At 63.6% G+C, this 12,937-nt stretch carries 10 protein-coding genes; 5 read left to right on the top strand and 5 right to left on the bottom strand.

Annotated features, from left to right (window positions below; translation table 11 throughout):
- The first annotated feature begins 87 nt into the window (after positions 1-87).
- The 4 genes from OM977_RS02325 to OM977_RS02310 are packed head-to-tail and all read left to right on the top strand — an operon-like array spanning position 88 to position 5,894.
- Positions 88-1,305, top strand: a complete 1,218-nt coding sequence (locus OM977_RS02325; protein ID WP_264355950.1) for an MFS transporter — start codon at positions 88-90, stop codon at positions 1,303-1,305.
- 32 nt (positions 1,306-1,337) lie between these two features.
- Positions 1,338-3,011, top strand: coding sequence for an amidohydrolase (locus tag OM977_RS02320; RefSeq protein WP_264355949.1), 1,674 nt, complete (start codon positions 1,338-1,340; stop codon positions 3,009-3,011).
- 40 nt (positions 3,012-3,051) lie between these two features.
- On the top strand, positions 3,052-4,143 hold the full coding sequence (locus tag OM977_RS02315; protein WP_264355948.1) for an agmatine deiminase family protein: 1,092 nt from the start codon (positions 3,052-3,054) through the stop codon (positions 4,141-4,143).
- On the top strand, positions 4,140-5,894 hold the full coding sequence (locus OM977_RS02310; protein ID WP_264355947.1) for an amidase: 1,755 nt from the start codon (positions 4,140-4,142) through the stop codon (positions 5,892-5,894). Before OM977_RS02315 ends, OM977_RS02310 begins: the two co-directional genes overlap by 4 nt.
- An 83-nt stretch (positions 5,895-5,977) precedes the next feature.
- Here the strand turns inward: OM977_RS02310 and OM977_RS02305 are convergent, their stop codons facing one another.
- The 5 genes from OM977_RS02305 to OM977_RS02285 all read right to left on the bottom strand — a co-directional run bounded on the left by OM977_RS02305 (position 5,978) and on the right by OM977_RS02285 (position 11,232).
- Positions 5,978-6,889 (bottom strand): NAD(P)-dependent oxidoreductase, encoded by a 912-nt coding sequence (locus tag OM977_RS02305; RefSeq protein WP_264355946.1) that lies wholly within the window; start codon positions 6,887-6,889, stop codon positions 5,978-5,980.
- A gap of 124 nt (positions 6,890-7,013) precedes the next feature.
- Complete coding sequence (locus OM977_RS02300) at positions 7,014-8,291, bottom strand: TRAP transporter large permease (protein ID WP_264355945.1); 1,278 nt, start codon at positions 8,289-8,291, stop codon at positions 7,014-7,016.
- Positions 8,288-8,752 carry a TRAP transporter small permease gene (locus OM977_RS02295; protein ID WP_264355944.1) on the bottom strand — a complete coding sequence of 155 codons (465 nt, stop codon included), beginning with the start codon at positions 8,750-8,752 and terminating at the stop codon, positions 8,288-8,290. Before OM977_RS02295 ends, OM977_RS02300 begins: the two co-directional genes overlap by 4 nt.
- Positions 8,753-8,900: 148 nt before the next feature.
- A complete protein-coding gene (locus OM977_RS02290; protein WP_264355943.1) occupies positions 8,901-9,929 on the bottom strand; it encodes a DctP family TRAP transporter solute-binding subunit in 1,029 nt (342 codons plus the stop codon).
- Positions 9,930-10,203: 274 nt separating this feature from the next.
- Positions 10,204-11,232 carry a LacI family DNA-binding transcriptional regulator gene (locus tag OM977_RS02285; RefSeq protein ID WP_264355942.1) on the bottom strand — a complete coding sequence of 343 codons (1,029 nt, stop codon included), beginning with the start codon at positions 11,230-11,232 and terminating at the stop codon, positions 10,204-10,206.
- A 256-nt stretch (positions 11,233-11,488) separates the two neighbouring features.
- Between OM977_RS02285 and OM977_RS02280 the strand changes: the two genes are divergently transcribed.
- Positions 11,489-12,841 (top strand): NAD(P)H-dependent oxidoreductase, encoded by a 1,353-nt coding sequence (locus OM977_RS02280; protein ID WP_264355941.1) that lies wholly within the window; start codon positions 11,489-11,491, stop codon positions 12,839-12,841.
- The last annotated feature ends 96 nt before the right edge of the window (positions 12,842-12,937 follow it).

The raw sequence follows: 12,937 nt of genomic DNA, 5'->3' as shown, positions 1-12,937 counted from the left end.
CTTGTGCTGGGGAGCGGTCATCCTCATAATAAATGAAGGCCATTCATTTTGTGACGGCCTTCACTCCATCCCAGCAAGGAGCAGTCCATGTCCCAGGACCACCAAACAGGGCGCGTTCCCCTCACCGCTACACGGGCCATCTCGGTATTCGGTATCAGCGTCGTCGGCTTCATGACCGCCAACCTGGTGCCCGTCATGATCGTCGCTCTTACGGGAGAACCCGGCTTCTCAGATACCGAGGCGGGGACACTCATGACGGGTTCGCTCCTTGCGTGCGCGGTCACCTGCCTCCTGACGTCAAAGTGGGCGTCTCGAAACGGGAGGTACCTCATTGCCCGTGCCGGGCTGGTATTGGCCGCGGCGGGTTTCGGTGCTGCTGCCTTCATTCCGTCGGCGCCCTTCGTCATTGCCGGCGTCCTGGTGGGTGGTCTTGGAGCCGGAGGAGCGGTTTCGGCTGGCGGTGCCGCCCTGGGCGCTCTTCGCAATCCCGACCGCGCATCCGGCATCAGCGGATTCACGAACCGCGCGATCGTATCGGTTATCCTCTTCGTCATTCCTGTTCTGGGCGCGGGCATGGGCAGCGCATTTGGCCTGCTGGCGGGCCTGGCCCTGGCCGCATTGTTCACCACTGCCTGGCTGCCGGACCGCCCGTCGACCGAAGCCCTCCCGGCCGTGTCCCAGCCCAGGAAGGCCTCGAAGACAACAGCCCTGGCAGGCTTCGGGCTGCTCGCATGCTTCGCTTTGTGGGCGCTCAGCGAAGACTCGCTGTGGGCTGTCGCCGCGACCATGGGCGCGGATCAGGCGCAGCTGGACGAAACCGGTATGGGGCTGGTCCTGAGCCTGTCGACCTTAGGCGGCCTCATCGCCTCCGGACTTGTCGGACTGGCCGGGCGACGGCTTGGCCGGACAATACCGCTGGCGGTGGCCCTGCTGGCCGGCGCTGCCCTGAAGATGCTCTCGGGAATCGTCACTGATCCCGGCTGGTACATGGCCGTCATCATCGCCTGGAACACCCTCTACATGCTGGCATTTATCTACATCGTGGCCACAGCAGCTGCGCTGGACGCGGCCGGCCGCTGGTCCGCACCGGTACTCGGGGTCTATCTGGTCGGGTCCTCGTTCGCTCCGTTCTTCGGAACCTTCGTCTCAGCCGCCGCCGGTTACGACGTCCTCGGTTACATCCTGGCAGGCATGACACTGGTCCTGATGGTTCCGTTGCTCCTCATTTCAAGGATTTCAGTCCGCACCGAAAAGGCCGGCACCAGCGACCCATCCCTGGACCTCAACCAGGCGGCGATCGCCTGATGTCCCGCCCCTTCCCCACAGAAAGCACTGCCTTGCCTCGCACGCTGTACACCAATGCCACCGTCTTCACCGCCGACGACTCCCTCGCCGACGCCTTCGTGGTGGATGGTTCCCGCTTCATCCACGTAGGAAATGAGGCCGACGCACGTCACGCGGCAGGAGAGGGTGCTGCTGAAGTGGACCTCGGTGGCGGCTTTGTCCTTCCCGGATTCATCGACGCGCACACACACCTTTTGATGATGGGGCAGGCTTTGCAAAAGGTCCCGCTGCGCGAGGGTACCGACCTGGCTGATCTGCAGCGCCGCCTCCGAGAGGCAGCCGACGGCACCGACGCACGACGAATCCTGGGCGCCGGATGGCTCTACAGTTCACTGGCCGGGAAGCACCCCACCCGGGACTTGCTGGACGAAGCAGTACCGGAGCGTCCCGTTTACCTGGATGCCAACGACCTGCACTCGGTATGGGTCAACAGCGTCGCCCTGGCGGAACTGGGAATTGATGACAATACCCCCGACCCCATCGGCGGACGCATCGGCCGGAACCCGGAAACCGGGAAAGCCGACGGGATGCTGTACGAGACTGCGGCCCAGCAAATCGTCTGGCCCGCCCTCGCCGCCTACGCCACCGACGAAGACCGGGATGCCCAGCTGGAGGAGGCCTTCACCAACTATCTCGCCGTCGGGGTCACGGCAGCGGTGGACATGGCCGTGCAGGACGATGACCTTGCCGCCTTCCGGCGTGCCCTGGTTCGGCACAACAACACCCTCCCGATCAGGGTCAAAGGGCACGTCCTGGTGGCCCGCCGAGAAACCGAGGCCGGGAACGTGGCGCAAGTAGTAAAGGCCGTCCGCCTGGCCGCTGAGCTGAACGGTGACTGGCTGCAGATCTGCGGAATCAAGCTCGTTGTTGACGGCGTTATTGATAGTTGCACAGCAGCCATGAAGGAGCCGTACGCCGACGGCAGCTCCTGTGCGCCTATCTGGGACCGCGGTTCCCTGACCCCCGTCGTAACCGCGGCCGACGCAGCCGGACTCCAGATAGCACTGCACGCCATAGGTGATGAGGCATCCGACATAGCCCTGGACGCCCTGGAGGAGGCATACCGGCGTAACGGTCCCCGGGACCGCAGGCACCGCATCGAACACCTCGAAACGGTGACGGAGGATAACGTCAGGCGGCTTGCAGCGCTCGGCGTGGTGGCTTCGATGCAGCCCGTCCACGCCGACCCCGCCATTCAGGAAAACTGGCAAAGCGTGCTGGGAGACCACCGCACCGAGAGGGCATACCCCTGGACCGAATTCACCGACGCAGGCGCAACCCTGGCCCTCAGTACCGACGCACCGACCGCCCCGCATCAGCCCTTGCCCAACATGTATGTCGCATCCACCAGGCGCTCGGCCCTGGACCCCACCCTCGAAGCCAACCTGCCCGGATACGCCCTGGACCTCGCCGACGCACTCCGCCACGCGACCCGTGACGCCGCGTTCTCCTGCCGGACCGAGGACCGGCAGGGCCGCATCGCTGCCGGCTACCTCGCGGACTTCACCGTACTGGACAGCAACCCCCTCGCCGCCGAACCTTCCGGGCTACTGGCAAACCACGCCCGCATGACCGTCGTCGGGGGCAAGGTGGCCTTCGACGCCGACACCACCGCAGCTCCACACCGCACCCAACAAGGTGGGCACCCCCTCAGTCAGCCCGTTTGAAGCAACACCGCCAGCCACTCCAGAAGATTCAGGAAACCCAATGACATCTGCCCCGGCTTCGGCCTCCACCGCAATCGACGTTGTAGCCAAGGGCCATATGCCCGCCGAATGGGAGGAACATCACCGGACATGGATGGCCTTCCCGCCGCCCAATGACACGTTCGGTCCCGTGGGAAGCCCCACCCTGGACCGGGCCCGCGCGGCCTGGTCCAACGTCGCCCGCACCATCGCCCGGTATGAACCCGTCACGGTAGTGGCCGACCCTCGCGACGCCGCAGCGGCAAGGCAATGGCTCGGCGAGGGGATCACGGTGGTGGAAGTTCCCCTCGATGATGCCTGGCTGAGGGACAGCGGCCCCACCTTCACCCACCGGCTTGACGGTTCGATTGCCGCCGTCGACTGGATCTTCAATGGTTGGGGCGCCCAAAGCTGGGCCGCCTGGGACAAGGACCAAGCCGTGGCGCGGACCGTGGCCGCAGCGACAGGGGCGCCAATCCGGCCAAGTTCCCTTGTCAACGAGGGCGGCGGATTCCACGTGGACGGCGACGGGACCGTCCTGCTGACCGAAACGGTGCAACTGGACCCAAGCCGCAATCCCGGCGCCACCAGGGAGGCGGTGGAAGCCGAGATCCACGCGGCGCTGGGTACCAGCAAAGCCATTTGGCTGCCGCGTGGGCTCACCCGTGACTACGGCGAATTCGGGACCCGGGGGCACGTGGATATCGTGGCCTCCTTTGCAGGCCCCGGCACCGTTCTGCTGCACCGACAGAACAATCCCTTGCACCCGGACTATGAGGTCTACCAGGAACTCCACGCGGTGCTGGCCGGCGAAACTGACGCGCAGGGCCGGCCCCTGCGCATCGTTGACGTGCCGGCCCCTACCGTCCTGAATGACGACGAGGGGTATGTGGACTGGTCCTACATCAACCACTATGTGGCCAACAATGTGGTGGTGTTGTGCAGCTTTGATGACCCGAACGACGCCGTCGCGGCCGGAATCCTGGAACGTGCGTATCCCGGCCGGACGGTGGAACTGGTGGACGCCCGTGACATTTTTGCCTTCGGCGGAGGAATCCACTGCATCACTCAGCAGCAGCCGGCGGCAGCCGGCTCGAAGGGTCAGGCAGCGTGAGCGCGTTCAACGTCGTGGAAGCGACCATTCAGCAGCTGCGGGAGGCACTGGATGCCGGCGAGGTGACCAGCGAGGAACTCGTACGCCTGTACCTGGAGCGGATCGAGACGTTCGACACAGCCGGCCCCCGGCTCAATTCCATGGTGGTGATGAACCCGGAGGTCCTGGCGGACGCGAGGGCCTCCGATGAACGCCGCGTTCTGCGGGCCACCCTTGGCCCACTGGACGGGATCCCCTACACCGCAAAGGACAGCTACCAGGCGCGGGGGCTGACCGTGGCTGCAGGATCGCCGGCCTTCAGAAATCTGGTGGCCCAGAAGGACGCCTTCACCATCGAGCGGCTCCGCGCCGGCGGGGCCGTCCTGATAGGCCTTACCAACATGCCGCCGATGGCCAACGGAGGAATGCAGCGCGGCGTCTACGGTCGGGCGGAGAGCCCCTATAACGCCGACTACCTCACAGCAGCGTTCGCTTCCGGATCCTCCAACGGTTCCGGAACGGCGACGGCTTCCAGCTTCGCCGCCTTCGGCCTCGCAGAGGAAACCTGGTCCTCTGGCCGGGCGCCGGCGTCAAACAACGCACTGTGCGCCTACACCCCGTCCCGCGGGGTCATCTCCGTCCGGGGTAACTGGCCGCTGGTTCCCACCATGGACGTCGTGGTCCCGCACACCCGGACCATGGACGACCTCCTGGAAGTCCTGGACGTGGTGGTGACCGACGACGCAGAAACCCGCGGCGACTTCTGGCGGGTTCAACCCTGGGTGGAAATTCCCAAGGCGTCCGCCCTACGCCCTGCCTCCTATCTGGACCTGGCGGTCCCGGACACTACGGCTGCCGCCGGCATCCTGGCGGGGAAGCGTCTCGGGATCCCCCGCATGTACATTAACGCCGATCATGACGCCGGGACCGCTCCGGCCCCGGGGATCGGTGGGCCCACAGGACAGCGTATTGATACCAGGGCCTCCATCATCGAACTGTGGGACGCCGCACGACGGGATCTGGAGGCGGCCGGCGCCGAGATCATCGAGGTCGATTTTCCGGTGGTATCGAACTACGAGGGAGATCGCCCCGGCGCCCCCACCATCGCCACCCGCGGCTTGGTATCCGCCGAGTACCTTCCCCGCGAGATCGTGGACCTCTCGGTGTGGGCATGGAACGACTTCCTGGACGCCAACGGGGATCCGACCCTTCACCGGCTGGCCGACGTCGACGGCGATGCCATCTTCCCCGCCCCCGACGGCTCACTTCCGGACCGGTACGACGGCTTCGACGACGACATCAGCGACTACCCGGCATGGGTGCGAAAAAACGGAGTTCCGTCCTTATCCGAAATACCCCACATCGCCGACGGCCTCAAAGGGCTCGAAGAAACACGCCGCGCGGACCTCGAGCGGTGGATGGACCGTCTACGGCTCGACGCAGTGGTCTTCCCCGCTGTTGCAGACGTTGGACCGGCCGACGCCGACCGCAACACGCAATCAGCGGACCTGGCCTGGCGTAACGGCGTATGGGTGGCCAACGGAAACCTGGTCCCGCGGCATTTGGGCATCCCCACCGTCACGGTTCCCATGGGAACCGCCCCAGACATGGGCATGCCGGTCGGCCTAACGATCGCGGGCAAGGCCTACTCCGACACTAAACTGCTGCAACTCGCCGCAGCGTTCGAAGCCACCGGTAGTCGCCGAACCCCTCCACCCCGCACAACCTCCGAAACCAAAAATAGACGGGCAGCGTGCTCAGTGACCACATGAGTTAGCGCAATCCCAACGGCCCTTAGTCACCCTGGGGCAGAATGGCCGCAGAAGGGGTACTTTCGCGCCTTTCGTGAGGGTTTTCAGGTCTCAGTGAGAGCGCTTTTGCGCTGAGCAAGGGTCCGGAGGATTCCTGTGTGGTCAAGGGCGCCGTCGCCGCGCGCGACCATATCCCCGAAAAGATCCTGGATTACCGTGCTCAGGGGTAGCTCCAGGTGTGCTGTTCTAGCCGCCCCCAGCACGAAGTTGAGGTCCTTCAGCTGGTTTTGGGCGCTGCCGCCATCTGTGAAGTCGCCGTCGATCCATCTGTGCCCTTTTTGGCGCAGGACCTCGGAGTCGGCCAGCCCACCCCGAAGCAGTTCAAGCATCACCGATGGATCCAGTCCCCCACCGCGCGCGAGAAGCATGGCTTCGGAAACTGCCGTGACCGTGCCGGCGACCACGATCTGGTTGCAGGCTTTGGCGAGTGCGCCCGAACCTCCCGGGCCCATGTGCCGGATGGTGCTGCCCAAGAACTCGAACGCCGGGGTGACCGTGCTAAACGTGTCCTCGTCCCCGCCCACCATGATGCTCAGGGTGCCGTTTTGGGCGCCCACGGTGCCGCCACTGACGGGGGCGTCCAGGACTCGGACGCCATGTTCGCGAAGCATCCGTTCGCCGAAGGCTGCCACTGCCCCCGGCGAAACGGTCCCGTGCACGACGAGTATCGGCCGGGCAATGCCCCGGGCTGTCCATCCGGCTATCAGGCCCTCGTCTCCCGGAAGCAACGATTCGACGTGGCTTAGGTCCGGCAACACGGTGAGAACTATGTCGGCGGCCGCCTCAAATGGTGAGGTCGCGACGCGGGCGCCCAGGCCCACCAAGGCTTCGGCTTTCGAAGCAGTCCGGTTCCAGACAGTCAGCTGGCCGTAGCCCTTCAGCAGCCGGCGCGCCATGGGTTCCCCCATCGGCCCTAATCCCATCAGGGCAAGGGCTGGGTGGTCATGTTCAGGCATTGGGAATCCTTTAGCGATTAGGGCGTGCAGGACCGGCGATGTAGCTGCTGACGGTTTTCCGAATGGGGGAAGACATGGTTTTCCTGTTTCTGTGACTGTATGGATATCGAACTGAGGGCAGGCGTTACTGGTCAGTCAGGAGATCAGACGGCCACAGGATGAGTTGCGGGAAGACGGCCAGCATGACGATGGCAACCACCATGACCACGTAGAGCGGCACCGCGGCCTTCACGATCTTCTCCATCGGCAGCCCGCTGACATAGGACGCCGCGAACAGGCAGACGCCGACAGGCGGCGTGACCAGGCCAACGGCAAGGGCAGCAACGAGGAAGACGACGAAGTGGATGGGATCCACACCGGAAGACACGGCCGCGGGCATGAGCACCGGTGTGCAAAGCAGGATGGCTGCGACTTTGTCCATCACGGTTCCGATGATGATCAGGATCAGGCCGATCAGTAGCATGACGATGGTGGGGTCAGTGCTGACGCTCAGCAGCCAGCTGCTGACCTTTGCCGGCAGCCCGTCAATGGTGAAGATGTAAGAGGCAACGCCGGCGATCATGGCGATGAGCAGGATGGTACCGGTGGTGAGGCCGGCGTCCACGATCATCTTGGGCATCTGGCGCCACTTCATGTCCCGGTAGACGTAGATGCCGACCAGCAGGCTGTAGAAGACGGCGACGGCGGCCGCCTCCGTGGGCGTGACGAGCCCGCTGAACATGCCCACCAGGATAATCACCGGGCCGCCCATGGCCGGGATTCCCCCGAGGACGATCCTAAGGCCCTTCTTAAACGGCGTCCTTGAGACCTCGCCGTAACCGTGGCGTGCTGACAGGAAGAAATTCACAATCATCAGGACGATGATCAGGACAACGGAGGGTCCAAATCCTCCCGCGAGTGCCGCGCCTACCGAGACGTTCGCGGTCGAGGCAGCGATGATCATGAGGATGCTCGGCGGTATTAGTGAGGACAGGGTAGCGGTGACCATGGTCATCGCTGCCGCATAGGGCCGCGGGTACTTATGGTCAGTCATGGCCTTGATCTCGATCTTGCCAAGGCTGACAATGTCGGCAACCGAGGAACCGGAGATGCCGCCGAAGATCGCGCTCGATGCGATGTTCACTTGGCCAAGGCCGCCACGGAAGCGGCCGAAGATGACTTCAGCGCCACGGAAGATGCGGTCCGAAATACCCCCTCCGGCCATGAGGTTGCCGGCCAGGACGAACAAGGGGACAGCAACCAGCAGGAAGCTGTTCATGGAGCTCATCATGGACTGCGGCAACAGTTCGAGGGGGATGTCGAAGATCAGCAGCGTCGCGATGACGCCAATGCCGAGTGAGACTGAGAGCGGAACGCCCAGCAGCAGCAGGAGGAGGAAAATGCCCAGCAGGGTCAGGCTCATGCGATCATCTCTCCTTCGAGGATCCTCTTACGCATGTACGGGGAGAAGTAGACAGTCGTGATATGGGCGACGATGGCGAGTGCCGCGCTGATCACAAGGGGCAGGGTTACCAGGAACATCTTGAGTCCCAGGGCAGGACTGGACTCTCCGGCGGCGTACTGTTGCAGCATCAGTTCCCACGTCTTGTAGATCAGGACACTGAAGAACACGGTCCCGCAGATGGCGTAGAGATGCATGCTGACTTGCTTGAGCCAGGCTGGTCCCCACGCCACCGCGAAGCTCACCCGCGGGTGCACGGCGGCCCGGAAGCCTGCTGCCATCCCCAGGAAGGTGGTGTCCATGAACAGGAACCTGGTCAGTTCCTCGGTCCATGGCAGCGAGGCTCCCATCTGCCGGCTGACCATCTGGGCAGCAAGGCTGAGCAGCATCGCGGTGATTCCGACGAAGAGGAGAGCATCCACGGCCTTCCAGATCAGACCACGAGGTTCCGAGACTTCGCTTACCGGAACCACCTTGATGCTATGTTCGGCCGCCTGATGTTCAGCCCCCCGGGTTGGGGCGGTTCCATCATCATGCACTGAACTCGTCTCCTGCACTGGACCGGTCACCTTACCGTCCAAGGAATTCAAGGCTTGACTGGACGAATTCCTTGCCGACCTTGCCCTCAAGCTCGGGGTAGACCTTCTGCGCTGCCGCCTGGAACTTTTCCCTGGCTTCGGGCGTCAACTCGTTGATCTTCACGCCTTCGCCCTTCAGCTTGTCGAGGGTTTTGGTGGCTTCGTCGTTGTCGTACTTTGTCTTGAAGTCAGCGGTCCCGTCTGCAGCTTCCTGCAGGACCTTCCGGGTGTCCTCATCGAAGGAGTCCCACTTCTTCTTGCTGAACCCGAGGACGAAGGCGTCGGAGATGTGGCTCGTCAGGGAGAGGTAGTCCTGGACTTCGAAGAACTTGTTGTTGACTGGAACTTCCAGGGGGTTTTCCTGGCCGTCGATAGTGCCGAGCTGCAGGGCGGTGTAAACCTCTTTAAAGTCCATCGGCGTCGGGTTGGCGCCCAGTGAGCCAAAGAACTTAACCCAGAGGTCATTCTGCGGTACGCGGAGCTTCAGGTCCTTGAAGTCCTCGGGCTGGGTGATGGGACGCACCGAGTTGGTGGTGTGCCGCGGAGTGCGGGTCAGCATGGATACGCCCTTGATGCCCAGCTTGTCCAGTGAGCCCAGCAGTTCCTTGCCCGGCTCGCCTTCGAGGTACTTGGTGACCTCCTCCGTGTCCTTGAAGAGGTAGGGAAGGCTGATGGCATTCATTTTTGGTTCGAAGGATGCGTATACCGAGGTGGACATGATGGTCGAGTCCAGCGTGCCGTTTCCGAGCAGGTTGACGGCGGCGTTCTGGTCCCCGCCGAAGAGGGTGCCGTCGGGGAATGTCTCGACCTTGACCTTGCCGTCGCTCAGCTCGGCTACCTTGTCGGCGAAGTGCTTTGCGGTGACGCCCATGGAAGAGGTTGCGGGGTCACCGAGGCCGAGGCGGATGGTGGTGCTGGGCGCACCGGCGCCGGGCGCCGCGCCCCCGCCGCAACCGGTGAGGGCAGTAGTAACGGTGAGTGCAACGGCCACAGCTGCGGCGGCCAGGATGCGCTTTGGCATCTGATTCTCCTTTGAATACTTGCTGGTTCCTGGCCTGAACGGACAGGGGTACTGATGCTTTGATGGCGGTGGTTAAGGCGTCCTGGGCTGTGCCGATATGGTCGAGAAAGGCTGCTCTTGCTGCTTTCTCGTCCCGCTTGCCCAGTGCCTTGCAGACGCGGCGGTGCTCGCGCAGGGTGCCTTCCCGCCGTGAATCATCCCGAAGTGGAACCGGTACACTTTTTTACCACAGGGCGGGCGCGGCTGTAAACCGTTAGGAGCGGATGCCAGCTTGTTACTTCGAGAACTGCAGCCGGGCAACGCTGGACCGTTCGACCAATTCGGCGGCTACGCGTATGACGTGGGGTTTTCCCGACGTCTTGCCCTGCGTGTTGGATAAAGCGAGCTGCACGGAGTGCCGGGCGAGCAGATCTATGGGTTGCCTGACGATTGTCAGGGCCGGGGTCATGAGTTCTGTCCAGGGTGAATCGTCGAAGACGATGACGGACAGCGTCCCGGGGATGTCGATTCCGGCGTGGGAGAGGCGCCGCAGAACTTCGGTTACCTGGGCGGTATTTGCCACCACCAAGGCCGTGGGCGGCTCTTCGATGCTGAGCAGCGCTGACGCGGCATCTCCTCCCGCCGGCCCGCGGAACGCTGCGTGCCGGATGAGGAGCTCATCCTGCTCCAGACCGGCCGCTTCCAGGGCTTGCCGATAGCCGGCAATCCGGTCCGTTCCGGTGGTGGAGGCAGCTGGCCCGGAGATGATCCCGATGCGGCGGTGGCCGTGCGCCGCGAGCAACGCTGTAGCGGACCGGGCAGATTCAAAGTTGTCGATGCTCACAACGTCAACTTCGGGGAGCGAAGGTATTGACCTGTCGACAAAGACCACGTCAGTTCCCAGGTCCTGGAGCTGCTTCCAGATTGCCAGGTTGTTGCCGGTCGGGGTCGCGATAATCCCACTGACCCTGCGTTCGATCAGTGTCGCCAGGCGTTCTGACTCCAGCTGGTCATCCTCCTGCGTGGTCATCAGCAGCACCTGGATTCCGCGGGCGTGCGCTTCCTGCACCACCTGGTCGGCGAGTCGGGCGAAAAAAGGGTTGGAGACATCGGCGAGCAGCAGCCCCAGGGTAGTAGGCGGGCCGTACTTAAGCTCCCTGGCTGCCGTGCGGGGGTGGTAACCGAGGTTCTTCATCACGTCGTTTACTCTGCTGCGTGTAGCTGCGGCGACGGGACCTGAGCCCGGGTTCAGCACGCGCGAGACGACCGCAACGGACACCCCGGCCGCCTGGGCAACATCGCGGATGGTCGGTTGTTTCTGCACGCCTACTCCTTGACTGGCACTTCCTGGACATCTGGGAACCTTTTTCAGCCTAAGGCTTGACCTTAGGCCTTTCCCTGTGACATAAAAGTGTACCGGTTCCACTTATTTTACCTTAGTTCGGTCCCGCTTGTTCTGCAGCCTCACTACCGAGGGCGGCGAGCCGCAAGGTGAAAAGTAGAGCCCCAAAAGCTGCGGTTGATCCCAGACCAGCCCGCATCCCTTCCGGAACAGCGCCGTATCCCTTGAAAGGCAACCCATGAATCTGCACCATCTCCTGACCCAGCGCGAGGCCGACGGAAAGCCCATCCGGGTCGGCCTGATCGGCGCCGGACGCTACGGGACGATGTACCTGGCCCAGGCAAACAACATCCCGGGCATCCACGTTGTCGCCATCGCGGACATTAACGTCAAGCGCGCTGAAGGCGCTTTCGAACTCGTTGGATGGCCCAAAGACCAGATCGCCGCCGACATAGCAACCGCGTTGAGGGACCGCTCAACCGCGATCGTGGCCAACGCTGACGAGCTTTTCGACGTCGACATCGACATCATCGTGGAAGCCACCGGCAACCCCATTGTTGGCGTCAAGCACGCGCTGCGTGCCATCGAAACGAAAAAGCACATCATCATGGTCACGGTTGAAGCCGACGCGTTGGCAGGGCCCGCTCTTGCCAAGCGGGCAGAAGCAGCCGGTGTTGTCTACTCAATGGCGTATGGCGACCAGCCGGCCCTCATCATGGAACTTGTCGACTGGGCCCGCACCAGCGGATTCGACGTCGTCTGCGCCGGCAAGGGCGCCAAATTCCTTGAGCACTACCACGAGATGAACCCCGACAACGTCTGGGAAAACTGGGAATTCTCCAAGGAACTTACCGACTCCGGGCAGCTGAACCCGAACATGCACACCTCCTTCCGCGACGGCACCAAGGCCGCCATCGAAATGGCCGCCGTCGCCAACGGGGCAGGACTGGTCCCCTCTGACACCGGGCTGACGTTCACGCCGGGAGACGTTGAGGAAATCGCCTCAATCTGCCGCCCCGCCGACGTCGGAGGAGCCCTCGCACACGAAGGGACCGTCGACGTCATGTCCAGTGTCAACCGCGACGGCACCTGGATCCCCCACAACACCCAGGAAGGCGTCTTCGTCGTCGTGAAGGCAACGAACGCCTACGTCTCCGGCTGCTTCAACGAATACCCCTGGCACCCGGACCCCACCGGCCAGTACGCCGCCCTGTACCGCCCCTACCACTACGTCGGCCTGGAACTGAACGTGTCCATCGCCAACGCCGTCCTCCGCGGAATCCCCACGGGCTCACCCATCGGGTTCTTCGGCGACGTGGTCGCCACCGCCAAGAAAGACCTCAAAGCCGGTGAATTCCTCGACGGCGAAGGCGGATACACCGTCTGGGGCCAACTCGTTTCGGCCAAGCACTCCGTCAGTACCGGCGCCCTGCCGGTCGCGCTGGCCCACCACGTCGAACTGCGCAATGACGTAGCCAAGGGCGGGATCGTCCGCTGGGAAGACGTCATTATGGACGACTCGCTCGCCCAGGCCCTCGAACTGCGACGTGAAACCGAGGCCCTTGTCCTGGAATCGGTACCGGCACCATGATCGACCGGCGCTCATTCCTCGGGGCCGCCGGAGCCGCTGAAGGCCCGGCCCCTGGAAACCTCGCCGCTCTCAGCTGAGTCCAACCAAGGGAAACCT

This window comes from Pseudarthrobacter sp. MM222, from assembly GCF_947090775.1.
In the GTDB taxonomy this organism is placed as follows: Bacteria; Actinomycetota; Actinomycetes; order Actinomycetales; family Micrococcaceae; genus Arthrobacter.
Note: the sequence above shows the minus strand (reverse complement) of the source record. Positions and strands in the feature narration are given on the sequence as shown.